22 protein-coding genes are annotated in these 25,173 nt (G+C 71.8%); 11 read left to right on the top strand and 11 right to left on the bottom strand.

Annotated features, from left to right (window positions below; genetic code table 11):
* Positions 1-4: 4 nt before the first annotated feature.
* Complete coding sequence (locus tag BN4251_RS12095) at positions 5-1,306, bottom strand: hypothetical protein (RefSeq protein ID WP_087485341.1); 1,302 nt, start codon at positions 1,304-1,306, stop codon at positions 5-7.
* A 211-nt stretch (positions 1,307-1,517) separates the two neighbouring features.
* On the opposite strand from BN4251_RS12095, the gene BN4251_RS12100 reads away from it, so the two are divergent.
* Together BN4251_RS12100 and BN4251_RS12105 are read left to right on the top strand one after the other, a co-directional pair.
* On the top strand, positions 1,518-2,045 hold the full coding sequence (locus tag BN4251_RS12100; protein WP_087486363.1) for an HNH endonuclease: 528 nt from the start codon (positions 1,518-1,520) through the stop codon (positions 2,043-2,045).
* 86 nt (positions 2,046-2,131) lie between these two features.
* On the top strand, positions 2,132-3,667 hold the full coding sequence (locus BN4251_RS12105) for a UDP-N-acetylglucosamine 1-carboxyvinyltransferase (protein WP_170931954.1): 1,536 nt from the start codon (positions 2,132-2,134) through the stop codon (positions 3,665-3,667).
* 16 nt (positions 3,668-3,683) lie between these two features.
* On the opposite strand, the gene BN4251_RS12110 is transcribed toward BN4251_RS12105, so the two are convergent.
* Genes BN4251_RS12110 through BN4251_RS18735 form a run of 4 tightly spaced genes read right to left on the bottom strand, consistent with a single transcriptional unit; the run spans position 3,684 to position 9,181 of the window.
* Complete coding sequence (locus tag BN4251_RS12110; RefSeq protein WP_087485343.1) at positions 3,684-5,588, bottom strand: FAD/NAD(P)-binding protein; 1,905 nt, start codon at positions 5,586-5,588, stop codon at positions 3,684-3,686.
* Positions 5,585-6,439, bottom strand: coding sequence for an ABC transporter ATP-binding protein (locus BN4251_RS12115; RefSeq protein WP_087485344.1), 855 nt, complete (start codon positions 6,437-6,439; stop codon positions 5,585-5,587). The genes BN4251_RS12110 and BN4251_RS12115 overlap by 4 nt, the downstream gene beginning before the upstream one ends.
* Positions 6,436-8,595, bottom strand: a complete 2,160-nt coding sequence (locus BN4251_RS18730) for an iron chelate uptake ABC transporter family permease subunit (RefSeq protein ID WP_245810329.1) — start codon at positions 8,593-8,595, stop codon at positions 6,436-6,438. The genes BN4251_RS12115 and BN4251_RS18730 overlap by 4 nt, the downstream gene beginning before the upstream one ends.
* A gap of 19 nt (positions 8,596-8,614) precedes the next feature.
* Positions 8,615-9,181, bottom strand: a complete 567-nt coding sequence (locus BN4251_RS18735; protein WP_245810420.1) for a peroxidase-related enzyme — start codon at positions 9,179-9,181, stop codon at positions 8,615-8,617.
* Between BN4251_RS18735 and BN4251_RS18740 the strand changes: the two genes are divergently transcribed.
* The 3 genes from BN4251_RS18740 (at position 9,153) to BN4251_RS12135 (ending at position 13,484) form a co-directional block, all read left to right on the top strand.
* The gene (locus BN4251_RS18740) at positions 9,153-9,821 is read left to right on the top strand and encodes a hypothetical protein (RefSeq protein ID WP_245810330.1); all 669 of its coding nucleotides are present in this window, start codon (positions 9,153-9,155) and stop codon (positions 9,819-9,821) included. The two genes, BN4251_RS18735 and BN4251_RS18740, sit on opposite strands and share 29 nt — an antisense overlap.
* 137 nt (positions 9,822-9,958) lie before the next feature.
* Positions 9,959-11,890 (top strand): glycoside hydrolase family 127 protein, encoded by a 1,932-nt coding sequence (locus BN4251_RS12130; RefSeq protein WP_245810331.1) that lies wholly within the window; start codon positions 9,959-9,961, stop codon positions 11,888-11,890.
* Positions 11,891-11,960: 70 nt separating this feature from the next.
* Positions 11,961-13,484 carry a DUF1846 domain-containing protein gene (locus BN4251_RS12135; RefSeq protein ID WP_087485346.1) on the top strand — a complete coding sequence of 508 codons (1,524 nt, stop codon included), beginning with the start codon at positions 11,961-11,963 and terminating at the stop codon, positions 13,482-13,484.
* 13 nt (positions 13,485-13,497) lie between these two features.
* Here BN4251_RS12135 and BN4251_RS12140 read toward each other — a convergent pair whose 3' ends face one another.
* A complete protein-coding gene (locus tag BN4251_RS12140) occupies positions 13,498-14,508 on the bottom strand; it encodes an endonuclease/exonuclease/phosphatase family protein (protein ID WP_087485347.1) in 1,011 nt (336 codons plus the stop codon).
* Between the two features lie 180 nt (positions 14,509-14,688).
* On the opposite strand from BN4251_RS12140, the gene BN4251_RS12145 reads away from it, so the two are divergent.
* The 5 genes from BN4251_RS12145 (at position 14,689) to BN4251_RS12165 (ending at position 20,428) form a co-directional block, all read left to right on the top strand.
* Positions 14,689-15,441 carry an alpha/beta hydrolase gene (locus tag BN4251_RS12145; protein WP_087485348.1) on the top strand — a complete coding sequence of 251 codons (753 nt, stop codon included), beginning with the start codon at positions 14,689-14,691 and terminating at the stop codon, positions 15,439-15,441.
* Between the two features lie 228 nt (positions 15,442-15,669).
* Entirely contained in the window at positions 15,670-17,568 is a 1,899-nt protein-coding gene (recQ, locus tag BN4251_RS12150; protein WP_087485349.1) for a DNA helicase RecQ, read from the top strand.
* 67 nt (positions 17,569-17,635) lie between these two features.
* On the top strand, positions 17,636-18,751 hold the full coding sequence (locus BN4251_RS12155; protein ID WP_087485350.1) for a hypothetical protein: 1,116 nt from the start codon (positions 17,636-17,638) through the stop codon (positions 18,749-18,751).
* 35 nt (positions 18,752-18,786) lie between these two features.
* Positions 18,787-19,428 (top strand): (deoxy)nucleoside triphosphate pyrophosphohydrolase, encoded by a 642-nt coding sequence (locus BN4251_RS12160; RefSeq protein WP_245810332.1) that lies wholly within the window; start codon positions 18,787-18,789, stop codon positions 19,426-19,428.
* A 55-nt stretch (positions 19,429-19,483) separates the two neighbouring features.
* Entirely contained in the window at positions 19,484-20,428 is a 945-nt protein-coding gene (locus BN4251_RS12165) for an SMP-30/gluconolactonase/LRE family protein (protein ID WP_087485351.1), read from the top strand.
* Here BN4251_RS12165 and BN4251_RS12170 read toward each other — a convergent pair.
* From BN4251_RS12170 to BN4251_RS12190, 5 genes are all read right to left on the bottom strand, one after another.
* Positions 20,416-20,790: a DoxX family protein gene (locus BN4251_RS12170; protein WP_087485352.1), complete on the bottom strand. Its 375-nt coding sequence runs from the start codon at positions 20,788-20,790 to the stop codon at positions 20,416-20,418. The genes BN4251_RS12165 and BN4251_RS12170 overlap by 13 nt on opposite strands.
* Before the next feature lie 54 nt (positions 20,791-20,844).
* Positions 20,845-21,684: a uroporphyrinogen-III synthase gene (locus tag BN4251_RS12175; protein WP_087485353.1), complete on the bottom strand. Its 840-nt coding sequence runs from the start codon at positions 21,682-21,684 to the stop codon at positions 20,845-20,847.
* Between the two features lie 4 nt (positions 21,685-21,688).
* Positions 21,689-22,669 carry an NYN domain-containing protein gene (locus tag BN4251_RS12180; RefSeq protein ID WP_087485354.1) on the bottom strand — a complete coding sequence of 327 codons (981 nt, stop codon included), beginning with the start codon at positions 22,667-22,669 and terminating at the stop codon, positions 21,689-21,691.
* A gap of 68 nt (positions 22,670-22,737) precedes the next feature.
* The gene (locus BN4251_RS12185; protein WP_087485355.1) at positions 22,738-23,091 is read right to left on the bottom strand and encodes a cupin domain-containing protein; all 354 of its coding nucleotides are present in this window, start codon (positions 23,089-23,091) and stop codon (positions 22,738-22,740) included.
* Positions 23,092-23,116: 25 nt separating this feature from the next.
* The gene (locus tag BN4251_RS12190; protein ID WP_087485356.1) at positions 23,117-24,025 is read right to left on the bottom strand and encodes a LysR substrate-binding domain-containing protein; all 909 of its coding nucleotides are present in this window, start codon (positions 24,023-24,025) and stop codon (positions 23,117-23,119) included.
* 71 nt (positions 24,026-24,096) lie between these two features.
* Between BN4251_RS12190 and BN4251_RS12195 the strand changes: the two genes are divergently transcribed.
* Positions 24,097-25,128, top strand: a complete 1,032-nt coding sequence (locus tag BN4251_RS12195) for a YeiH family protein (protein WP_245810333.1) — start codon at positions 24,097-24,099, stop codon at positions 25,126-25,128.
* The last annotated feature ends 45 nt before the right edge of the window (positions 25,129-25,173 follow it).

Genomic DNA, 25,173 nt, shown 5'->3' on the forward strand with positions numbered 1-25,173 from the left:
GCGGTCAGTCCCGTTCCCGCAGCAGCGCCATGAGAGCGATCAGCAGTGCCGGGGAGCCCTGGTAGCGGCCGTGCTCCCGGCGCAGAGCACCGGCGGCCACGAGGTCCTCGAGATCGTGGCGCACTCTCATCCAGCGCTCGATCTGCTCGCGGTCCTCGCGCACCTCCGCGCTCGCATCCACCGGGTCGGTGAGCACCACCCCGTCCTCGCCGCAGGCGGCGGCGAGCGCGGCCGCGGTGTCCGGCATGCCGCGGAAGCCGCCGTCCTCGGGCCCGCGAGCATCACGTCCCAGCAGCAGCGCGGTCAGCACCGCGTGGCCGAACTCGACGAAGGCCTCCGGGTCCTCATCCTGCACGGCGTACGGGACGGGCCCGGCGCACCGCTGCGCCGTCCCGTCGGCCACCTCGATCCAGCCGCCGTCGCGCAGCGCCACCCAGGGGCCGACGATCTCGGGGTGGTCCCACATGCTGCGCACCGCACGGTGGATCCCGCAGGCGGCGAGCACGGCGGCGGTGTCCGCCCGGCTGAGCGATCCCGTCGCCGTGGAGCGCCGCGGCGTGGAGAGGTGGGCGAGCAGCGCGCCCGCGCAGCGCACGATGCTGATCTCCGTGTAGTCCTCGGGGTCCGCCTCGTGCTCGAGCTGCCGCGCGCTCTCGGGCTCGCCGGACGCCGCGGGAAGGAACCAGGGCCAGCTGCTGCGAGCCTCCTCCTCCGCGCGCACCGACTCGAGCGCCGCGTGCCGGTCATAGGGGCGGACGGGCTCGGCGAGCCGGCCCGTCTCGCTCAGACGCAGCCTCTCCTCATCGCCGAGCGAGTTGTACCAGTGCATGAACGCGGCGAGCTCCGTCTCGTCCTCGAGGTCGACGCCCAGGGACATGCCGTAGCCGAGGATGTTGGTGGAGAAGGAGCGCCGGGTGGGGTCATCGGCCGCCTCGAGGGCCGCGAACTCGAGCTCGGCGAGCACGGCCGGGGCGGAGGAGACGCTCATCGACTCGGGATGCCAGCGGCCCGTCTCGCGGAGGTAGCCCGTGAAGCGCCTCAGCGTGGGCACGAGGTCCATCACCTGCTCGCGCGGCTGAACCACGACGCGGGGCACCACCTCGGTGAGCAGGGCGGTGACGAGCTCCTCGGTCCACAGCCCGGGATCGGGCGAGTGCAGCTGCTCGGCCTTCAGGCGCAGCAGGGTCTCCAGGGTGCGCACCTCGTCGATCACCGGGGCGTCCTCGTCGGCGGTGAGGCGCCAGGTCCCGTACTCGGACAGCACGAGCTCCCGCTCGTGCTGCTGCGCCCTGCCGCGTTCCTCCATCCCTCCAGCATGACGGCACCGGAGCGCCCGTGCCAGCATCTGGCCGCTTCCGCGCCGTGCGGTGTCGCCCCGCGTCCAGCCGCCCGTCACCTGGACGTCCGCAAGAATTCTCTGGACCCTTCCGCCTCCCTGCGCGAGACTGGTGGTGCTCGATCGCTCAGACCGCCCCGTGGGCCGCAGCACCGGCGGCACCCCGGAGAGAGGTGACACGATGGCACAGGTGCGGGTGTACAACCTCGGCTACGACCCCGAGACGGGGGTCGGCGAGCTGCTGCACACTACGAGCGTGCGCCATGCCTTCGGGATGATCCGCCGCGAGGTCGCCGATCCCGTCGAGCTCACCATCATCGAGGACCGGATCGTCCCCACCGCGCTCGAGCTCACCCGCGAGCTGAGCGGTGCGTGGGTGGAGGGCGCCGGACAGCGCTCGGTGGGGTTCTCCTACCGGGCGGTCCACGAGCGGGATCATTGGACCTGCGCCTACTGCGGCCGTTCCGTGTCGAAGACTCCCGCCTGCGAGGCGCTGCTGGCCACGGTCGATCACATCCTCCCGGTCTCCCGCGGAGGGCCCTCGTCGTGGACGAACCTGGTCTCTGCCTGCAAGGAGTGCAACAACCGCAAGGCCGCCCGCACCCCTGAGGAGGCGGGGATGCCCCTGCGCGTGGCGCCGTACGATCCCGCACTCTCCTACCGGGTGGGCGGGCACGTGGAGCGCCTGCCCGCGCTGGTCGGCGCATGAGTGCGCTCCCCGCGCACTTGGCAACGTGAGGATCGCCGCATCCCGCCTCAACAGCACATATCTCATGTGTGAGTTACGGTCGCACCATGACTGAGAACGAGGACTACCTGGCACGGATCGGCACCCTGATCCGCGATGCCCGTCAGCACTCCGGCCTCACCCAGGCGCAGCTCGCCGCCGAGCTCGGCACCAGCCAGAGCGCGGTGAACCGGATCGAGAAGGGACAGCAGAACCTCACCCTCGAGACCATCTCCCGCATCGGCTCGGCGCTGGACTCCGAGCTGGTGGGGCTGGGCAGCTCCGGCCCCAGCAACCTGCGCGTGCAGGGCGAGACCACGCTCTCCGGCGCGATCGACGTGAAGTCCTCGAAGAACGCGGGCGTGGCGCTGCTGTGCGCCTCGCTGCTGAACACCGGTACCACCGTGCTGCGCAAGGTCGCGCGCATCGAGGAGGTCAACCGGCTGCTCGAGGTGCTCACCTCGATCGGCGTGAAGGCGACCTGGCTGAACCAGGAGAACGATCTCGAGCTGCGGGTCCCGGCCACCCTGGACCTCTCCTCGATCGACGCCGAGGCCGCGCGCCGCACCCGCTCGATCATCATGTTCCTGGGCCCGCTGCTGCACCGGGCCGGGAAGTTCCAGCTCCCCTACGCCGGGGGCTGTGATCTGGGCACCCGCACCGTCGAGCCCCATATGACGGCCCTGCGTCACTTCGGGCTCGAGGTGATCGCCACCGATCACCACTACCAGGCCAGCACCTCCCCGGTCACCGGCGCGCGCCGTCCCATCGTGCTCACCGAGCGCGGCGACACCGTCACCGAGAACGCTCTGCTGGCGGCCGCGCTGTACGAGGGCGAGACGATCATCCGCAACGCGAGCCCCAACTACATGGTCCAGGACCTGTGCTTCTTCCTCGAGAAGCTCGGGGTGCGGATCGAGGGCATCGGCACCACCACCCTGCGCGTGCACGGACTGGCACAGATCTCGACCGACGTGGACTACGCCCCGAGCGAGGACCCGATCGAGGCGATGAGCCTCATCTCCGCCGCGATCGTGACCCGTTCGAGCATCACGGTGCGTCGCGTGCCGATCGAGTTCATGGAGATCGAGCTGGCGCTGCTGGAGGAGATGGGACTGCGCTACGACCGTTCCGAGGAGTACACCGCCGAGAACGGCAAGACGCGCCTGGTGGACGTCACCACCTATCCCTCGGATCTGCGGGCCCCGATCGACAAGATCCACCCGATGCCGTTCCCGGGGCTGAACATCGACAACCTCCCCTTCTTCGCGGTGATCGCCGCGACCGCGGAGGGACAGACGATGCTGCACGACTGGGTCTACGAGAACCGCGCCATCTACCTCACCGAGCTCACCAAGCTGGGCGCCAACGTGAAGCTGATGGACCCGCACCGCGTGCTCATCGAGGGCCCGACGCGCTGGAGCGGCGCGGAGCTGGTGTGCCCGCCCGCACTGCGCCCCGCCGTGGTGATCCTGCTGGCGATGCTCGCCGCGAAGGGCACCTCGGTGCTGCGCAACGTGTACGTCATCAACCGCGGCTACGAGGACCTCGCGGCGCGGCTGAACAAGCTCGGCGCGCGGATCGAGACGTTCCGAGATATCTGAGCTCTCTGAGCTCACCTCAGGCGGAGGCGCCCACCCGGGCCCGCGCCATGATCTGCTTCGCCGCGATATCCGCTCCGGCCAGCAGCGGCGAGGGCACCCCCGGGGTCGCGCCGATCGCGGAGCCGGGCTGGGTGGAGGCCGCGGGGATGCCCAGCACCACCACGGAGTGATCGACCGTCCCGTCGGCGGCGACGAGGTTGTGGCCGGCATGCACGTCCTCGTCGAGAGCGGCGCGGGTCGCCTCCATGCTGTGGGTGGGCACGCCGTCGACGGCGTGCAGGCGGGCCCGGCCCGTCTCGAGCAGGCTGCGCAGGAGCGGGTCGCTGGTCTGCGGGATCTTCCCCTTGGACATCCGGGTCTCGAGCAGCACCGAGGAGGTCGCCACCCGTCCGGTCAGCGGCGAGGCGGCGCGGAACAGTCCCGCGGTCTCGTCGGCCTCGACCACCATCTCGGGGCCGATCAGCTCGATGACTCCGGCCTCGAGCAGGGCGAGCACGAGCCGCACGCGGTCCGCGGGCGGCCCGGAGGCGAGCGCGAGGGAGTGCCCGTCGAACCAGCCCAGCACATCGCGCACGAGGGAGTCCCCGGCGAAGGCTCCGGCTCCGGTGAGGCGGCCGACGTGGCGGCGCAGTGCGCCCATCGCGCCGTTGACCGCGGCGCGCGGATGGTGCCAGGGATCGGACATCGAGCCGAGCTCGTCCAGGATCAGTCGCCTGACCAGGCGGTTCCACTCGGCGCTGCTGACGGGGTCCCCGGTGGTGGGGCGGCTGAGCTCCTCGATCGTCCAGGCCCAGTGCGGGTCCCCGACCGCGGCTTCGAGCACCGCGTCGACCTCGTCCTGGGTCCCGGCGAGGTCGAGGCCCGCCAGCCACTCCCCCGCCACGGCCTGCGGGGCGTACTCGCTGAGCGCCTCGAGGTACACGCGGGCGAACTCGCGGGCGAGCACCGGCCACACCTCAGCGGCGAAGTCCACGTCGCAGCGGTCGGCGAGCTGCGCGAACCATTCCTCGTCCGCCCAGCGCGGGGTGAAGGGCCGCACGGGGCGGCCGCCCTCGGGCTTGGAGCGATAGGGCACGCCGCGCCGGGACCCGACCACCAGGTGGGGCTCCCGGCCGCTGGGAACATAGCGCAGGCGGCCGCGGTCATCGCCGTCGACCGGGAGGAGCTCGCCGCCCCATTCCTCGGCGAGCTGCCCGATCACGTCGAAGAAGTTCGCGCCCAGGCCGCGCACCAGCACGGTCTGGCCGGCGGGCAGGCCCGCGTAGGTGCGCTCGGCGGGCATCCCGGGCTCGGCGTAGCGCAGCGCGAAGCGGTCGGCGAAGTCGACCAGCGCGCTGATCTCGGGGCCGCGCTCGGCCTGGACCATGCCCTGGGCGAGCACGACGGTGGGTGCCGCCAGGCGCTGCCCGTCCTCGAGCACCACGGCGGTCTCCTCGCCCTCTCGTGCGAGGTCGACGGCCAGGCCCACGATCTCGGTGACCTCCACGTGCCCGGTGGCGATCGCCGCATCGAGCTGGTCGCGGAAGTACACGCCCTGCAGCCGCCGGGTGGGGAAGGAGGCGCCGGTGAGCGCGGCGGCCTCCTCGAGCACCCAGTCACCGGCGGGATGCCCGCCCTGGGCGCGGATGCTCCGCGCCCAGTCCACGAGGTCCGGACCCGGTGCGGCGGGACCGCTCATGCGGGTGGAGTCGTCGGGGTGGACGGTGGTGGCGTCGGCCTGGGTGTTGTTGAGGTACTGCGCGGGCTGATCGATCAGCCAGGTCGCGCCGGGGCCGACGGCGAGGGCGTCGATCACGGCCAGGCGGACCGGCCCGGTGCCCGTCGCGGCGGCGCGGGTGGCGGTGCGCAGCACGGTGGCGACGCCGCGGGGCCCGCCGCCGACGATGACGGCGTCGAAGCGGCGAGGTACGTGGGCGCTCATCGGGCGGCGACGGGGAAGGGTTCGGGGCGCACGCCGCCCTCGGCGTCCAGCTCCTCGAGGCGGGCGCCGGTGCGGGTGAAACCGGCGGCGTCCACGCGCGGGCGCACCTCGACGGAGTCCTCTCGTGCATCGACCTCGACGTCGACCTCGTAGACGGTGCGCAGGATCGGTGCCTGCAGCGCCTGGGCGGGCGAGCCGTCGGCGACCAGATGGCCGCCGTGAAGCACGATCACCTGGTCGCAGTAGCGGGCGGCGTGGTTGAGGTCGTGGATCGCGATCAGGGCGCTGATGCCCTCCTCGCGGGTGATCCGGCGCACCAGCTGCAGGGTCTCGATCTGGTAGCGCAGGTCGAGGGCGGAGGTGGGCTCGTCCAGCAGCAGCACGCGCGGCTCCTGGGCGAGGGCGCGGGCGATCATGGCGCGCTGCGCCTGCCCGCCGGAGAGCTCGGACATGGACTGCTCGGCGATGTCGCTGAGCCCCATCCGCACGATCGAGTCCTCGACCTTCGCGCGGTCCGCGGCGCCGGGCGCGATCCCGAAGTGCGGGGTGCGGCCCAGCATCACCGCCTCGCGCACGGTGAGGTCGAAGGGCGCATCCCCCACCTGGGGGACGTAGGCGACGATCCGGGCGAGTTCACGGCGGCCGAGGCCCGCGATGCGGCGGCCCTCGACGGTGATGTCTCCGCGGCGGGCGCGGTGCACTCCGGCGATGGCTTTGACCATGGTCGACTTGCCGGAGCCGTTGGGGCCCAGCAGCGCGCAGAAGGTGCCCGGGGCGACCTCGAAGGAGAGGCCGTCCAGGATCGTGCGGGATCCGTAGGAGAAGGACAGGTCGGTGACGGTGAGGCTCACTTCAGGGTGTTCCTTCGCGTGAGGATGAGGTAGATGAACACGGGGCCGCCGATGAAGGCGACCACGATGCCGACGGGCACCACGGCGGGGGCGATGGCGGTGCGCCCCACGGCGTCGGCGATCAGCAGCAGCAGGCCGCCCGAGAGGGCGGCGAAGGGCAGCAGGTGGCGGTGGTCGGCCCCGATCGCGAGGCGCGCGATGTGCGGGCCGACGAGCCCCACGAACCCGATGATCCCGCAGAAGGAGACGACCACGGCGGCGAGGGTGACGGACAGGGCGATCAGTCCGATACGCACCGGTCCCACGTTCACGCCGAAGCTGCGGGCGGCGTCGTCGCCCGCGAAGGCGATCGCGTTGAGGTCCTTGGAGAACAGCAGCGTCACCGGCACCGCGATCACGGTGATCACGCCGACGATGATCACGTCGGACCAGGTCGCGTCGTTCACGGAGCCGAAGGTCCAGCGGATGATGGCCTGGAGCGTGTTCTCGTTGGCGGTGAACTGGAGCGCCGAGGTGAGCGCCTCGAAGATCTGGGTCATCGCGATGCCGAGCAGCAGCAGGGTCGCCACCGCCATGCGGCGGGCCGTGGCGATGCCGAGCACGATCGCGGAGACGGTCAGCGCCATCACCATCGCGCCGGCGATCGTGGCCCAGGCGGGCAGCTGGTTGGTGCCGGCCAGGGTGATCACCAGCGCCGCCCCGAAGGCCGCGGCGGGCGAGACGCCGAGGGTGAAGGGGCTGACCAGCGGGTTGCGCAGCAGTCCCTGCATGAGCACGCCGGAGACCGACAGCGCGGCGCCGGCGGCGAAGGCGAGCAGCACGCGCGGCAGGCGCAGCTGGGTGATCACCGCATAGGAGGAGGCGAAGTCGGCACTGATGGTGCCGCCGAAGATGCTCACCTGGAGCGAGCGGAGCACATCGCCGAAGCCCACACCGGCGGTGCCGATGGTGACCGCGGCGATCAGGGCGATCACGGAGACGACCGCGCCGGCGGCGAGGACGAGGGACTTGCGCAGCTCGCGGCCGCGGCTGGGATCGCTCGGCTCCGGGGACGGGGCGGGCGCGAGCTGCGCAAGTCCCTGCGGCCCCTGCACGTAGTCGGCCGGAGCGGACAGCTCGGTGTCCTGGAACTCGCTCACCCAGCGCTCGAGGTACTCGTCGGGATCCACGCCCTCCATCTGCTCGGGGTGGAGCCAGGAGGCGAGGTAGACGGCACCGATCGACTTGCCCAGCGCGCTGGTGGCCCACCCGTTGGCGATCGCGACCCGCCCCTCGGCCACGGCGTTCAGGCCGCTCCAGCCGGGGCGGCCGTCGAGGTCCTCGCGCAGCGCTGCGAAGCGGTCGACGGGCTCGGCGGAGGGCTCGAACTCGTGCATCACGAACTGCGGATCGCGCAGCACCACCTCGGAGGGGTCGACGGTCAGCTCCTCCTGGGCGTCTCCCCCGGAGGCGTCGTCGAAGATGTTGCGTCCCCCGGCGGCCTCGATCATGGCGTGGAAGCCGGAGCCGGGCAGGGTGGTGAGGTAGGGCTCGACCGTCTCGAAGTACACCGTGACGGGCTCGACCTCGGCCAGCCGCTCCTGGAGCAGGGCGTCGATCTCGGCGCGGAGGTCGAGCACGCTCTGCGCGCCGTCCTCGACGCCGAAGACCTGCCCGAGCAGGGTGAGTGTCTCGTCGACCACCTCGGTGTCCCAGGCGGTGGCGATCACGACGGGGATGTCGAAGGCGGAGAGCTGCTCGAGCGCCTCCTGCCACACGGCGTTGCGCGGCAGGATCACGACGTCCGGGGCGAGCTCGGCGATGGCCTCGTAGTTCAGCTGGTCCAGCCCCTCGGCGATCACCTGCTCCTCGCTCAGCTCGAGGTAGGGCAGGCGGTCCAGGGAGGCGCGGTCCACGCCGATGACGCGGTCGCCGGCGCCGATCGCGCGCACGAACTCGTTGGAGTAGCTGTTGACGACCACGGCGGTCTGCGCGGGACCGGGCAGGGTCACCTCGCGGCCCTGGTCGTCGGTGAGGGTGAGCTCCTCGGTGCCGGCCGCCTCGCCCTCGACGGTCACCTCGCCGCACGCGGCGAGGCCCAGGACGGGCAGGGCGGCCAGCGCGGTGCCGAGCAGGGTGCGCCGGGTGGGGCGAGGGCGGGAGCTGGCGTGGGTCATGGTTCCTCGTTCGGGTCGGTCAGGCGGCGTCGGGCAGCGACGGGTCGCCGAGGCTGAGCATCAGGCGGTTGGCCCAGGCGAAGAAGGCCGAGGCGGTGAGCAGGTCGGTGATCTCGTGGTCATCGAGGCCCTGGGCGCGCAGAGCCTCGAGATGCGCCGCGCCGAGGGCGGGGCGGGGACGCGAGAGCTCGGCGGCGGCGGTGACGATCGCGCTCCAGCGCTCGTCCTGGCCCTCGGCCAGGGGTGCGAGGTCGGCGGAGATCCAGTCCGCGTTGCGCTCCAGCTGTGCGGCCAGCAGCGCATCGACCTCCTCCTCGCGCTTGGAGAAGCCCGCGGCCTTGCGCGCGTGCACGGAGGCGCAGTAGATGCAGTCGTTGACCTTGCTGGTCACGGCGGCGGCGAGCTCGCGCTCGGCCTTCGGCATGCCGTCGCGGGGCAGGAAGATGGCGTTGTCGAGCTCGCTGCGGGCCCGGGTGACGCCGGGGGTCAGCGAGAGCATCCGGAAGTAGACGCTGTTGGTGCTGGCCTTGGAGGCGAAGGAGGCGCGCTGCTCCTCGGTGAGCTCGTCCTCTGCCGGGACCTCGATCCAGGGCTCCCACTGGAGCTGGTCGCGGGTGAAGGCGGCGGGGCGGGTGCGGCCGCTCGCGGTGGTGCCGCCGTGCTGGGCGGCCGCGGGTGCGGGGGGTGCGGGCGGGCGCGTCGGCGGAGGGAACCTCGAGTCCGTGCAGCACGGCGAGGCCCGCGACCAGGCGCTGCAAGTGGCTCTCGAAGGCGACCAGCTGGCTGATCAGCACGACGGTGCGGGAGTCGTGGCCCGCAGCGGCCAGCTCCTCCTGCTCGGCGAGGGTCGCGAGCGCCGGGGAGATCGACAGCAGGTCCACCTGGTCGCGCAGCGCGGCGAGCGCGGGATCGTCGGTGAGCGGATCCGCGGCGAGCAGCTGCGCGGAGGCACCCTGGGAGCGGTGCCACTCGGAGAGCACCCCGCTGCCCTGCCAGTCCGCGCTCACGGCGGCGAGGGCATGGAGCACGGAGGCGGGCAGCACCTGGGGTTCGCGATAGAGCGCGTCGTAAGCGTCTCGGGTGCGTGCGAGCACGTCCGGGCGCAGCGTGGTCAGTGCCTCGCTCGCCTCGGGCGCTCCGTTCAGGAGCGCGGTGAGGATCTGAGGGGCGTCGAAGGACGGCTGCGCACTGGACATGCAGCCATCTTATGCACTCCAAAAGCATGACTAGGGTGAGGTGAGGTGTGGGAGCAGTCACGCCCATCGCGTCGGGCCGCGCCGTGATTCCCACGTTGTGAAAACCCTTGACCAGGAGCGATGCGCCGTCAAGGATGGACGGAGCCGCATCTCGACGAGGAGACCTCTTGCCTGCCCAGCCCCAGACCTTCACCCGCCCGGCGCCTGCCCTCCCCCGTTCGGGAGCGCACTCCCCGCTGCACCCGTTGGATCTCTCCCAGGTCACGCTGAACCCGCGCGGAGCGCTCGGCGCCTGGCAGGAGCTCAACGCCACCGCCACGATCCCCCACTGCATCGAGCAGCTGGAGACCTCCGGGGTGCTGGACAACTTCCGCCGCCTGCACGGCGAGACCGACGCTCCGCACCGCGGCTTCGTGTTCGCAGATTCGGACCTGTTCAAGGTGATCGAGGCCGTCGCCTGGGAGATCGGCCGCACGGGCACCACCGCCCACGACGCATGGCTCGACGAGATGATCGCGCTGATCGCGCGCACCCAGGAGGAGGACGGGTACCTCCACACCTGGATCCAGGGAGTGCACCCGGTCAAGAAGTTCACAGAGCTGAACTGGACCCACGAGATGTACGTGCTGGGCCATTGGCTGCAGGCTGCGATCGCTTTGGCCCGCACCGCCGAACGCACCGATCTGCTCGATCTGGCGCTGCGCTTCGTGGACCTGGTCGACTCCCGCTTCGGCCCCGACGGGGAGGACGGGATCCCTGGCCACCCGGAGATCGAGACCGCCCTCGTGGAGCTCTACCGGCTCACCGGCGATCAGCGGCACCTGGCCCTCGCCCAGCATCTCGTGGACCAGCGCGGCCGCGGGATCCTTCCCGGCGGATCCTTCGGCGGCCGCTACTACCAGGATCACCGTCCGGTGCGCGAGGCGACCGATCCCACCGGCCATGCGGTGCGGCAGCTGTACCTCAACGCCGGCGTCACCGATCTCCTCCTCGAGACCGGCGAGGAGGCGCTCCGGGACGTCATGCGCGAGCAGTGGGACCGGGTCCACACGCGGAAGATGTACCTCTCGGGCGCCTTCGGCTCACGGCACCGGGACGAGTCCTTCGGCAACGATCACGAGCTCCCCTCGGACCGTGCCTATGCCGAGACCTGCGCGACGATCGCGGATCTCCACTGGACCTGGCGGATGATGCTCGCCGAGCACGACCCTCGGCATGCAGATGTGATCGAGCGCGAGATCCACAACGCCCTGGCCGCCTCGATCGACGAGACCGGGACGCGTTTCTTCTACTCCAACCCGCTGCAGCGTCGCCCCGACCGCTTCTTCGAGGAGAACGCCCCCGCCGCGCGCGAGCCGTGGTATTCCTGTGCCTGCTGCCCGCCCAACATCGCGCGCACCGTCGCACAGCTCGGCGCGTACATCGCCGGGCTGCGCCTCGAGGAGGACGGACCGTCCCTGGAGATCCTCCAGCTCGCCGACGTCTCGATCTCGCTGCCCGCCCTCCTGGGCACCGGCACCGTCCACGTGGACACCGACTATCCGGACTCCGGCACGCTCCGCCTGCGCACCGACTCGCTGGGTGCGTCCGACGGCGCGCGGCTCGGACTGCGCCTCCCCGGCTGGGTGCGCAGCGGCACCCTGGTTCCGGCCGATGGACCGGAGCGCCCCCTGAGCGCCGAGGAGCTGACCGCCCAGCGTCTCGTGCTGCCGCTCGAGCAGGTCGACGGCACCGTCGTTGTGCTGGACATGCCTCCGCGGTGGACGACCTCGCACCCCCGCGTGGACGCGACCCGGGGCTGCGTGGCCCTCGAGCGGGGCCCTCTGATCCACTGCCTGGAGCAGGTGGACATGCCCGAGGGCGTCGAGGTCGACGACCTCCTCGTCCCCGCCGGAGCGACGGCACGCCCGCGGGAGGACGGCACGATCGAACTCACGCTGCTGCACCGCCCCGACAGCGGTGATCTCTACCGCGGCGCGCAGGCGGCATCACCCACCGGCGATGCCGCACAGGAGGTCACGGTGACGGCGCCGCGCTTCTCTCGCTGGGGGAACCGCGGGCCCGGAGCGATGCGGATCTGGATCCCCAGCGCGCCCTGACCCTGGTACGGTCGGCCACGCCGCTCGTGGCGCCCCGGTGCCGACCCACGGTCGGTGCTAGCGTGCCGGGGTGACCGCCTCGGATCTCCGCCCCAGCTCCCCCGCCCCCGCGATCGGCTTCGACCGGGAGAGGTACATCGAACTGCAGTCGCGGCACATCCAGCAGCGACGCGACGAGATCGGCGGGAAGCTGTACCTGGAGATGGGCGGGAAGCTCTTCGACGACCACCATGCCTCCCGCGTGCTCCCGGGATTCACCCCGGACAACAAGATCGCGATGCTCCACCGCCTGAAGGACGAGCTGGAGATCCTGGTCTGCCTGAACGCCAAGGACCTCGAACGGCAGAAGGTGCGCGCGGATCTGGGGATCTCCTACGAGGACGATCTTCTGCGACTGATCGACGTGTTCCGCGAGCACGGCTTCCTGGTCGAGAACGTGGTGCTGACCCAGCTGGAGGAGTCCAACCACGTGGCGCAGTCGTTCATCGAGCGGCTGGAGCGGCTGGGGCTGAACGTCGCCCGCCACACGGTGATCCCCGGCTACCCCCAGGACACGGCCCGCATCGTCTCCGAGCAGGGCTTCGGCGCGAACGAGTACACCCGCACCAGCCGCGATCTGATCGTGGTGACGGCGCCGGGGCCGGGCTCGGGCAAGCTCGCCACCTGCCTCTCGCAGATCTACCACGACCATCAGCGCGGCATCAGCTCCGGCTATGCGAAGTTCGAGACCTTCCCGATCTGGAACCTGCCGCTCGAGCATCCGGTGAACCTCGCCTACGAGTCGGCGACCGCGGATCTGGATGATCTGAACCTCATCGATCCGTTCCACCTTGCCGCCTACGGGGAGCAGGTCACCAGCTACAACCGTGATGTCGAGGTCTTCCCGCTGCTGCGCACGCTGCTCGAGCGCCTCACGGGCACCTCTCCGTACGCCTCCCCCACCGATATGGGCGTGAACCTGGCCGGCGAGTGCATCATCGATGACGAGGTGTGCCGCGAGGCCTCCCAGCAGGAGATCATCCGCCGCTACTACAAGGCCCTGATGGCCGAGCGGATCGGCGACGAGGACGATGTCGTCTCCCAGCGGATCGGGATGATCATGTCCAAGGCGGGCTGCTCTCCCCACGATCGCGCAGTCGTGGAGCCGGCTCTCGCGGTGGAGGCGCGCACCGGGGAGCCGGGCGCCGCGATCCAGCTCGCCGACGGCACGCTGATCACCGGGAAGACCTCACCGCTGCTGGGCTGCTCGGCCGCGATGCTGCTGAACGCGCTGAAGCACCTGGCGGGCCTCGACGATGCGGTGCAGCTGCTCTCCCCCTCCTCGATCGAGCCGATCCAGACCCTGAAGACCGAGCACCTGGGCTCTCGCAATCCACGCCTGCACACGGACGAGGTGCTCATCGCGCTGTCGGTCTCCGCCTCGAGCGATGAGAACGCGCGCCGCGCGATCGATCAGCTGCGGAGCCTGGCCGGGTGCGATGTGCACACCACCACGATCCTGGGCACCGTGGACGAGGACATCTTCCGCAACCTCGGGATCTCGGTGACCTCCGAGCCGCGCTTCCTGCGCAAGCAGCTGTACCACAAGCGCTGAGGGGGCCCGCGACTCAGGGCAGCGCGATCAGCACCTGCACCGGGGTGTGGTCCGATGGGAAGGCGCCGTCCTCGGCGCGCCAGATGTTGATCGCGGCCTGCTCGACCTCGATCTCCTCGCTGGTCAGCACCCAGTCGATCCGTCGGTCTCCCTCGACGGGCTCGCCGTAGTTGGGGAAGGTGCCCCAGGCCGGCGTGAGCTGCTGCTCGGCGCTGTGCCAGGCGTCCGCGTAGGGGCCGTCCTCGACGAGGTCGGCGTATGCCTCGGACTGCTCCGCGATCGCGTTGAAGTCGCCGGTGATCACGAGCGGGAGGTCCGCGAGCTCGGGGTGCTCGCGCAGCGCGATCAGCGCTTCTGCGCTGCGGAGCCGGGCGGGCTCCGAGCGGTGGTCGAAATGGGTGTTGATCACGCCGAGCTCGGTGCCGGTGGCGCGGTCCCGCAGCCGCGCCCACACCACGAGGCGGCTGATCTCGTTGCCCCACGACGTCGAACCGATCAGCTCCGGGGTGTCCGAGAGCCAGGTCTGGTCCCAGGCCAGCAGCTCGAACCGATCACGGTCGTAGAAGAGCGCGGAGTGCTCGTCGCTGCTGCCGCCGTGCCGCCCGTAGCCCACGTAGCGGTGACCGGGCAGGGCCTCTTCGATCGCGGCGAGCTGGCGGAACTTGGCCTCCTGGACGCCGAGCAGGGTGGGCTGCTCACGGCACAGGAGCTCGGTCACCAGGGGGCGGCGCTCCGGCCAGTGGTCCGCCTCGCCCGCCTGCGTCGCCGCCAGTCCGAAGCTCGCCGCCTCGTCCGCGCGGGAGAGGTCCAGGCGGATGTTGAAGCTCATGACGTGGAGGTGATGGGGACCTGCGCGGCCGATCAGCGGCTGCTCCTCGGTGCTCTCGCCGTGATCCGCCTCGGGCGCACCGGGGGCAGGCGCTCCGGGGTCGGAGAGCGCGGGCACCGCGGCGAGGGCCATCACCCCCGCCGCCCCGAGTCCGAGACCGGTGAGGAGGGCGCGGCGGTCGAGGGTGCGGGTCATTCAGAACTCCTGGTGGTCGGCGGGAGGCTCCTCGCACCGTAGAGACTGCGCATCGGGCGTATCGGACATGCGCCATCGAGGTCGGCAACTGTTCACCCACTCGGCAGATGCCCGCCATCCTCCGGCCTCCGACGCCGCGACCGGGGCCGAGGGTATCGAGCACAGCGCTACGGTGCTCCCATGGATATTCCTCGACCCCGGCGGGTGCTGCGGGTCCTGCTCGCCACCGCACTGGTGCTGATCCTGCTGGCCGTTATCGGGATCATCGCCTGGAGCCGGATCGGCGTGATGGCCGCCGAGGCCGAGCCGTGGCAGGAGGTGCTCGAGGACCCCCGGATCACGGTCACGGAGTCCGACACCGCGCTGATCCTCCAACCGGCGGAGTCCTCCGAGACCGCAGAGGCCGGGCTCGTCTTCTACCCCGGTGCCAAGGTCGCACCGGAGGCCTATGCGGCGCGACTGTCCGGCCTCGCGACCGGGCACGGCATGACCGTCGTGATCGTCCGTCCCGTCCTCAACCTGGCGCTGCTGGACCGGCGCGGCCTGGACACCTTCACCGGATCCGTCCCCGAGGTGGAGACCTGGCTGGTGGGCGGGCACTCGCTCGGCGGGGTGCGTGCCTGCCAGGTCGCTCCCGAGACGGACGGCCTGATCCTGTTCGCCGCCTACTGCGCGAACGACCTCTCCGCACAGGACCTGCCGGTGCTGAGCCTCTCCGGCAGCGAGGACGAGCTCTCGACGCCCCAGGACATCGCGGAGCACCGCGACAACCTGCCCGAGGCGGCGGTCATGCAGCAGGTCGACGGGGCGAGCCACGCCCGGTTCGGGAACTACGGCGAGCAGCGCGGCGACGGCACGGCAGAGATCTCCGACGAGGAGATGGACCGTGAGCTCATGACCGCCCTGGCCGAGTTCGTGGCGCACAGCACGTGACCCCCTGCCCGCCCCGCTCCTGGTGAGGCCGGATTCCCACCCTTCTCGACACCATGACATGATGTCGCAGTTCGCGCGCCGGATAGGGGATATCCGGCGCGCGGCGAGCGGTCGATCCCCGTAGGGACGGCCCTCGCAGGCTGTCCGGATCGTCTCCGTCCCGGTCGCCGTCCACAGCGGCGCACCCCTGCTCGCAGCGCGTCGTCCCGCCCGCATACAGTGGCCGTCATGAGCATTCCCTCCGCCGCCGCCGATCCGATCTCCGCGCTCCGCGAGGGCGATGCCGGGCAAACGGACGCGGCCCTCGAGATCCTCTCGCGGGTCTTCGGCTACGACTCCTTCCGCGGGGACCAGGCCGCGATCATCGAGCAGGTCGCCGGCGGGGGCGACGCGGTGGTGCTGATGCCCACCGGCGGCGGCAAGTCGCTGTGCTATCAGATCCCCGCGCTGCTGCGCGAGGGCACCGGGATCGTGATCTCCCCGCTGATCGCGCTGATGTCGGATCAGGTCGCGGCGCTCGAGGCCGTCGGCATCCGTGCCGCCTTCCTCAACTCGACCCTGGACCTCCACGAGGCGCGGGCGGTCGAGCAGCAGCTGCTGGCCGGTGAGCTGGATCTGCTGTACATGGCGCCGGAGCGCCTGGTCCTCCCCCGCACCCAGGACCTGCTGCGCCGCGCCCGCCTGGCGCTGTTCGCGATCGACGAGGCCCACTGCGTCTCCCAGTGGGGCCACGACTTCCGCCCCGACTACATGGGGCTGTCGGTGCTCGCCGACGCCTTCCCCGAGGTGCCGCGGATCGCGCTGACCGCGACCGCGACCGAGGCGACCCATCGCGAGCTCACCGAGCGGCTGCGACTGCAGGGGGCGAAGCACTTCGTCTCCAGCTTCGACCGTCCCAACATCCAGTACCGGATCGTTCCCAAGGCCTCTCCCCGCGAGCAGCTGCTGCGGCTGATCACCAGCGAGCATGAGGGCGACTCCGGCATCGTCTACTGCCTCTCGCGCAAGAGTGTGGAGCAGACCGCCGAGGCGCTCGTGGCGCGGGGCATCCCGGCGCTGCCGTATCACGCAGGGCTCGATGCGGCCGTGCGCCAGGACCACCAGGAGCGGTTCCTGCGGGCGGAGGGGCTGATCATCGTCGCGACGATCGCGTTCGGCATGGGGATCGACAAGCCCGATGTCCGCTTCGTCGCGCACCTGGACCTGCCCAAGTCCATCGAGGGCTACTACCAGGAGACGGGCCGGGCGGGCCGTGACGGGCAGCCCTCGACAGCCTGGATGGCGTACGGGCTGGGCGATGTGGTCAACCAGCGCCGGTTCATCGATGCCGGGGAGGGCGATGAGCAGTTCAAGCGCAACGCCCGCTCGCACCTCGATGCGATGCTCGCCCTGTGCGAGACGGTCAGCTGCCGCCGCGCGCAGCTGCTGCGCTACTTCGGGCAGGACATGGGCGAGGAGAGCTGCGGGAACTGCGATACCTGCCTGAGCCCGCCCGAGACCTGGGATGCCACGGTCGCCTCCCAGAAGCTGCTGTCGGCGCTGATCCGCCTGGAGCGTGAGCGGGACCAGCGGTTCGGCTCCGGGCAGGTGATCGACGTGCTGCTGGGCCGCGAGAACGAGCGCTCCGCGCAGTCCCGCCACCAGGAGCTGAGCGTCTGGGGCATCGGCACCGAGCTGACCGAGAAGCAGTGGCGCACCACGATCCGCCAGCTCCTGGCCCGCGGGATCATCGAGGCGGAGGGCGAGTACGGCGTGCTGGTGCCCGGGGCGCATGCAGGTCCGGTGCTGCGCGGCGAGGCCACGGTCGAGCTCGCCGTGGACCGTGCACCGGCCAGGTCCACCCGCTCCCGCAGCGCACGCTCAGGTGGCGGTGCACGGGCCGCCGAAGGGCTCGGCATCGCCGAGCGCGATCGGTTCGAGGCCCTGCGGGAATGGCGCACCTCCGTCGCCAAGGAGAAGCAGATCCCTCCGTACATGGTCTTCTCGGATGCCACCCTGGTCGGCATCGTCGAAGCACGTCCCACCACCGTCGCCCAGCTCGGCGAGGTCAGCGGGGTGGGGGCCAAGAAGCTCGCCGAGTACGGGGAGGACGTGCTGGCGGTGCTGCCGGCTGCGTCGACGGACTGACCTCACGATGCCCGGCGCTTCCCACTAACCTGGACACAGCAGACATTCAGGGGCAGGGGGAACCGCCATGACCGCACCATCACCGTCGCAGTGGCCGCAGCAGCCGTCCGCGCAGCCGCCCGGGGCGCAGCACCCGGCACCGAAGAATCGCAAGCCGCTGCTGATCGCGGGGATCCTCGGCGGCGCGGGCTGCCTGCTCGTGCTGCTGCTGGTGGTGGCCCTGATCATCGTCTTCGCGGTGCGCGGCGGAGGTGCCGGCGGCACCACCGGCGGCGGCGAGGGCACGCCCGTCGAGGCCGCGCCGGAGGAGCAGATCACCGCCGCGGTCACCGAGTACATGGGAGCGCTCGAGTCCGGCGACAGCACGAGGGCGCTCGAGCTCGCGCCGGTCGATGACTCCTCCGCCCTGCTCTCGACCGAGGCGTACGACGCCGCGCTCGAGGCCTCCCCGGTCACCGATGTGGAGATCGGCGAACCGGTGGTGGAGTACTCCAGCAGCGGCACCATCAGCGTCTCCTACACCGTCGACGGACAGCCGCAGACCGAGGAGCTCATGGTGTACGACGCCGAGGGCGACGGCACCTGGGCGCTCTCCCGGGGTCTCGGGGCCAGCGCCATGGTCCCCTCCGCGCTCGGGGGCCTCGGATTCACCCTCAACGGCGAGGAGGTCGCGATCGAGGAGAGCCTGTTCCTGCTCCCCGGCGCCTACACCCCGGCCGTCGGTGCGGAGCACTTCACGCTCTCGAGCGAGGATCCGCTCACCGTGATCGACGAGGCCGAGGGGCTGTACGAGCTGGAGCCGGCGCTCACCGAGGACGGGCTGGGCGCGTTCCGCACGGCGGTCCAGGACGCGGTCGACGGCTGCCTTAAGCAGACCACCCTGGAGGCAGGCTGCGGCATCGGCACGCTGCCGGCCACCACGACCGACGGCTGGACCCTCACCGAGGACACGGTGCGCCGTTCCCTCTCCGAGGAGGGCCGGCGGACGATCGAGAAGATGGAGGCGACCCCGCGCTATGACGAGCCCACGTTCGTCGAGGGCGAGCACATCGGCACCGTCAGCACCGAGATGGACTGCACCAAGGACGGCCAGCAGGGGATCTGCGAGATGATCCTGGGCGGTGGCATGTCGACGCCGTCCGTCGACATGGCGGACCCGGAGCTCCCGGTCACCTGGAGCTGAGCTCGCCTGTCACAGGTGGGCGGGACACTGGAGCCATGATCGACGATCAGGTGCGCGGCCTCTGCCCCCGCTGCGGGGACTCGCAGGTGATCCACCATGTGCTCGGCATGCCGGTGCTGGATGCCGTCTCCTCCGCACCGCCCTGGGTGCACTGGGCGGGCTGCACGTGGCTCGGCCCCGATCGCGAGTGCGGTGCCTGCGACTTCACCTGGTGGGCAGCGGACCACGGGCACCTCGGCGAGGAGGACCTCGCCGCAGGAGAGCTCGCTCCCCTGCGCGTGGTCGGTGCGGTGATCGTGGACGGGGACAGGATCCTCGCCGCGCGCCGCGGCCCCGGCAGGAGCGCCGCAGGGCTGTGGGAGTTCCCGGGCGGGAAGATCGAGGCCGGTGAATCACCGCAGCAGGCGCTCGCGCGGGAGCTGCGTGAGGAGCTGGACGTCGAGGTGGAGGTGGGCTGGCTGATCGGCCGCGGCGAGGGCTTCGCCGGCCTGCGGGAGCTCCAGCTGGACTGCTACTGGGCGCGTCTGCGCGGTCCTGCGCCGCGCGAGAGCACCGACCATGACGCCCTCGAGTGGGTGCGGCGCGACCAGCTCGCCCAGCGCCCCTGGGCGGAGCCCGATCTGCCGGTGCTCGCCCTGCTCCTCGAGGGAGCCGAGCCCACCTACTCGCAGCCCTGACCGCACGAGGCGGGATCGACTGCGCGGGTGGGCGGCCCTGGCCTAGTCTGCGGGCATGACCACCTCCTCGCTGCTCGCCGCCGACGCCGTCCTCGAGAAGGTCGCCACCGGCGCGACCTGGGCCGAGGGCCCGGTATGGCTGCCTCATCGGCGCGCCGTGCGCTTCAGCGACATCCCCGGCAACCGCATCCTCGAGTACTCCGAGGTCAGCGGCGAGCTGGAGGTCTTCGCCGAGGGCGTGGAGTTCACCAACGGGCGCACCCTCGATCTGGACGGGAACGTCGTGGAGTGCTCCCACGGCCGCCGAGCCGTCCAGCGCGACACCGCCGTCGGCCCCGGGGATGCGCACGATCCCACCACGCTCGTGGACAGCTTCGGGGGTCAGCGCCTGAACTCCCCCAATGACGTGGTGGTCGCCTCAGACGGCTCGATCTGGTTCACCGATCCCTCCTACGGGATCAAACGCCCCGAGGAGGGGCATGCCGGCGAGGAGGAGTACGGCGACCGCTGGGTGTTCCGCTTCGACGAGCGCGACGGCTCGCTGACGCCGGTCGTGATCGACGTCGAGGCGCCCAACGGGCTCGCCTTCTCCCCCGATGAGTCGCTGCTGTACGTCGCGGACTCCTCCCTCAGCCCGGCCGAGCGCGAGGCAGCTTCGAGCGCGCGTCCTCGCGGGCGCGCGATCCACGTCTACGACGTGATCGAGGGCCGCCATGCCAAGAACGGCCGCGTGCTCACCGAGGTCTCCCCCGGCCTGCCGGACGGGATCCGCGTGGATGTCGAAGGACGGATCTGGAGCTCGAGCCTGTCAGGGGTGCAGGTGTTCGCGCCATCCGGGGAGCGGCTGCTGGACCTGCCGGTCCCCGAGAAGGTGGGCAACCTGTGCTTCGGCGGCGAGGACGGTGCGATGCTCTACCTCGTCGCGACCACGAGCCTGTACCGGATCCGCACCACCACGCGCGATGCGAGCACGGCGGCCCGCGCGGCTCACAGCGGGTAGGGCCCGAACCGAGACCAGAACAGCACCACGGAGCAGATCGCCAGCACGATCGAGGGCAGCGCGGCCCGGAGGCCGTCGCCGCGCCGCACATGCACGAGCGCGGCGAAGACCATCGTGATCGCCAGGCCCGCTGCGGCCATCGGCACCAGGATCGTGGCGACTGAGGCGAGGGCGGGGATGAGCAGGCCCATCGCGCCCAGGATCTCGAGCGCGCCGATCCCGCGGATCATGTTCTGCGGGAAGTCCTCGACGTAGGGGGTCCGCTCGATCTGCTGCTCACGGGGGCTGACGAGCTTCACCCCGCCCGAGACCAGGAATATTGCGGCGAGGGCGAAGGCCAGGATCCACAGCAGGGTGTTCATGAGGGCGCCTCCTTCGACGGGGTCAGCCAGTATCCCCCTCCGGGGTGCCGCCCGTCACCCCGCGTCGGTCGCGAAGTGCTGGACCACGGTGCGGGCCAGCGAGCCCATCCGCATCCTCTCGGCCAGCAGCACCGGCAGCCCTCGCCCCTCGAGCGGTGCCGAGGTGATGGGGCCGACGCAGGCCAGCAGCAGCTCTCCCGCCAGGGCGCGGGCGCGGATCCGGTCCAGCTGCCCGGCCTGCTCCGCCGCCTCGAGCCAGCCGGTCGCGCCGGGCGCGGAGGTGAACAGCACCCCGTCGGCCCCGCCGGTGCCGGCCAGCTCGACCGAGCGTCGCAGCTGCTCGGGACGGCGGCTGGGGCCCCAGCGGTAGACGGTCAGGCTCACCACGTCGGCGCCGTGCGCGCTCAGCAGCTCGTCGAGCCCGTCGGCCCCGGAGCCGTGGTGCTGGACCGCGACCCTGGCTCCTGCCAGCTCCTTCCCGCGCAGATGCTCCCCCACCTCGGCCGCGGTCTCGGAGGCCGCGACCCAGGTGGCCTCGAGCCCTGCCTGTCGCACCGCGCCCTGGGCCTTGGGCCCGCGTGCGAGGATCTCCGCCCCGGCGAGCGCGGCGCGCAGCGGGTCTCCCAGCCCGGCGGCGTCGGCCGCCTCCATCCAGCCGCGCAGCCCCACTGCGGTGAGGACCACGAGGATCTGCGGGGGCTGGGCGATCAGCGCGCGGGTGCGCTCGCGCAGCGACTGGTCATCGAGGTGCGGGAGGGTGGACATCGCCGGGGCGTGCACGGTGCTCGCGCCGTGGCGTGCCAGGGCCGCGGCGAGCTCCTCGGCCTTGCGGTCCACGGCGAGGATCAGGGTGCGGCCGTCGAGGGCGTCGGAGAGTCGGGGCGCATCCGGCATCTGCTCAGTCCCTCGCGCGGACCAGTCGTTCGTGTCCGCTCTCGGAGAGCTCGGCGATCTCGGCGTTGCCCTTGAGGAAGTCATTGAAGGACTTGAAGCCGATCGCCTTCTCGCTGAAGGAGGAGTCCATGCGGCGCATGTGGGACTTCACCGCGGAGGCGTGCAGCCAGTCGCTGTCGCCGCGGTCGCCCAGCTGGAGGGCACGCTGCAGCAGCCGGGTCGCCGCCTCGCGAGGGTCCTCGCCGGTCTCCTCGTCGTCGGCGTCCTCCGCGGCCTCGGCCGCCTCCTCCGCGGCGCGGTCGGCCGCGCGCGCCTTCGCCTCGGCGTCCGAGGAGCGCCGGGACCGGGTGCGGCCGCCGCTCCCGCTGTCCCCGGGGCCGCTCGAGAGCCGGCGCGAGCGGCTCCGCTGCGGGGCGGGCTTCTCCACGCCGGGCAGGTTCTCGTAGGACTCGAACTCGTCGCAGGCGGCGGCGAGGGATTTCGCGGTCGAGCCCGCCACGCCCATGGCGATCACGTAGCGGCCCAGCCGGCGGCAGCGCTGGGCGAGGGGGACGTAGTCGGAGTCGCCGGCGACGATCACCACGTGGGTGAGGTCCGGCATCAGGTAGAGGTCCTCGACGGTGTCGACGGCCAGGCGGATGTCGGCGCCGTTCTTCGCGTAGGCCGCGGCGGGGAACAGCTGGACGAGGTCCACGGCGCGGGCCACCAGCTGGCTGCGGTAGATCGCGTTGACGGGCGAGGACCAGTCCGCGTAGGCGCGGGTGAGCATGAGGGAGCCGAACGACGCCGCATAGTCGATGACGGCGCCGACGTCCACGGTGGCCTTGGCCAGGCGCTCGGCGATCTCGGGCTCGGTGGGGTCCTCGATGATGCGCTGGCGGTCGCGGCTGTAGGCCTGGCGTCCGTGGACCCTGTCGTACCAGGACATGACGATGTTGTCGAAGTCGAGATAGACGGCGACGCGGGGATCTTGAAGGTCTGGCATGGCACCAGTGTGCCTGGTCGGCGCGGTGCTGTGCGGCAGGACCGACCGCGGACGCCCCGGGGCCCGGCTCAGCCCTCGCTCTGCGGGCTTCGGATCTGCAGCCCTCCACGGCGCCGACGGTGCACGGTGAGGTACTCCAGCCCCTCCTCACCGGCTCGGAATCCGCGCCGGGTGCGGCGGGGCAGCAGGGCGAGGTCGCCGACGCGCAGCGGCTGCTCCCCCGCCTCGGTGCGCAGCGTGCCGCTGCCGCGCACCACGTGGATCAGGGTGTCCACCTCGGCGCCGAGGTGCTCGGGGATGCTCTCCCCCGCGGGGAGGCGGATCAGGTTGGAGTCCAGTTCGCGGTCGGGCTCGGCGATGGACCAGACGGCGCCGCGGGCGGGCTCGTCGGGCTGCGCGGTGGTGTTGGTGAGCAGCGGCATGTGCTGAACCTATCCCGGGAGCGGCTCAGCGCTCGGCGGGGGCGGGGGAGCTCGCAGCCGCGACCAGCTCGGCGGAAGGTCCGCTGAGCCGGCGCGGTCCGCGCCAGACGGCGGTGAGGGGGCGGCGCAGGCGCTGCCCGGCCACGGGGACGCGGTGCAGCTGGCCGGCGTCGAGCGGGGCGCGCACCGCGAGCATGCTGAGCACGGCCGGTCCGGCGCCCGAGGCGACGGCGATGCGCACGGCGGCGTTGCTGCCGAGCTCCTGCACGGGCGGGGTGGCGGAGGCGGCGGGCACCAGCTCCTCGAAGGCGTCGCGGGTGCCGGAGCCGCCCTCGCGCACCACGAGCGGAGTCGCGGCGAGCTCGGCGATGTCCAGCGGCTCGGTGCGGTGGGCCCAGGGGTGCTGCGGGGAGACGACCACCACCAGCTCGTCCTCGCGCAGGGTCATGGAGTGCACGGCGCGGGGGACGTGCGGCGTCTCGACGAAACCGAGCTGGAGGTGCCCGTCGTGCAGGCCGGCGAGCACCTGGGTGGAGTTGAGCACCTCGAGGTCCACTCGGGTGCGGGCGCTGGTGCGGCGCAGCTCGGTGAGCCAGGCGGGCATCAGATGCTCGGCGATGGTCATGCTCACCCCGACCCTCAGCTCGCGGGCGTCCTCGTCGCGGCTGTGCCGCAGCCAGGCGGTGAACTCCTCGGCGGCCTCGAGCAGCTCGCGCGCGTGGGCGGCGTAGAGCAGGCCGGCGGAGGTGGGGCGCGAGCCGCGGGGGTCGCGGTCCAGCAGCGCGGTGCCGGCCTGGGCCTCGAGCTGAGCGATCATCCGGCTCGCGTTGGGCTGGTGCATCCCCAGCCGACGGGCGCCCGCGCCGAGGCCGCCCTCGTCCACCACCGCGACGAACAGGGCCAGGGCGTGGAGGTTCGGGAGCGCATCAGGCATATCAGAATCATATGCCGTGGTCGCGAAGTGCTCTCTACCGGGCCGCGCGCACGGGTGGGACGGTACAGCTCATGCCCGCCTCCGCAGCTCCCGCGCCTCCCGCTCGTTCTGCTCCTCCGGCCGTCCGCCTCTCCCTGTGGCCGGGCCTGCTGGCATCCCTGGCGGTCGCGGTGGCTTCGATGGCGGCCGCGCAGCTGCTGCCGGGGCTCAGCGCGCTGGTGATCGCGATCGTGGCGGGGGTGCTGGTCGCGAACCTCACGTCCCTGCCGGCGGCTCTGGCGCCGGGCCTGCAGCTCTCCTCGAAGAAGCTGCTGCGGGCCGGGATCGTGCTGCTGGGCCTGCAGGTGGCGCTCGGGGAGCTGCTCGGCCTGGGCGCTCCGATGCTGCTGGTGGTCGCGGGTGTGGTCGTGATCGGGATCCTCGGCACGGTGGCGCTCGGGCGGGCCCTCGGCGTGGAGAAGGGGCTGACGATCCTGGTGGCCTGCGGCTTCTCGATCTGCGGTGCGGCGGCCGTCGCCGCGGCGGCCGGGGTGATCGATCCCGAGGAGGAGCATGAGGAGCGCACGGTCACCGCGATCGCGCTGGTGGTGCTGTGCGGGACGCTGATGATCGCCGCGGTGCCGGCGCTCGCGGCGCTGCTCGCCCTGCCGGCCGAGACGGCTGGGCTCTGGGCCGGTGCGTCGATCCATGAGGTCGCGCAGGTGGTCGCCGCGGGCGGGGCGCTCGGCGGGAGCGCGCTGACGCTCGCGGTGATCGTGAAGCTCGCCCGGGTGCTGATGCTCGCTCCGGTGATGGCGGTGCTCAGCCTCCAGCAGCGACGCGAGGGCGCGGCCGAGGGGAAGCGACCGCCGCTGATGCCGCTGTTCGTGCTCGGGTTTCTCGCGATGGTGGTGCTGCGCACGCTCGTGCCGCTCCCGGGCCCGATGCTGGAGACCGCCTCGCTGCTGCAGACGGCGCTGCTCGCCGCGGCGATGTTCGCCCTCGGCACGGGGGTGAGGGTGCGTCGCCTGCTGCAGGTGGGGGCGCGCCCCGTCGCGCTCGCGGCGGCCTCGACGCTGCTGGTCGCCTCGGTGGCCCTGGCCGGGGTCCTGCTCGCCTCCTGACACACCCCCACTCCCCCGGAAAGGCCCGAAAGTCCCGCAGCTGCG

This window comes from Brachybacterium massiliense (assembly GCF_900184245.1).
Taxonomy (GTDB): domain Bacteria; phylum Actinomycetota; class Actinomycetes; order Actinomycetales; family Dermabacteraceae; genus Brachybacterium; species Brachybacterium massiliense.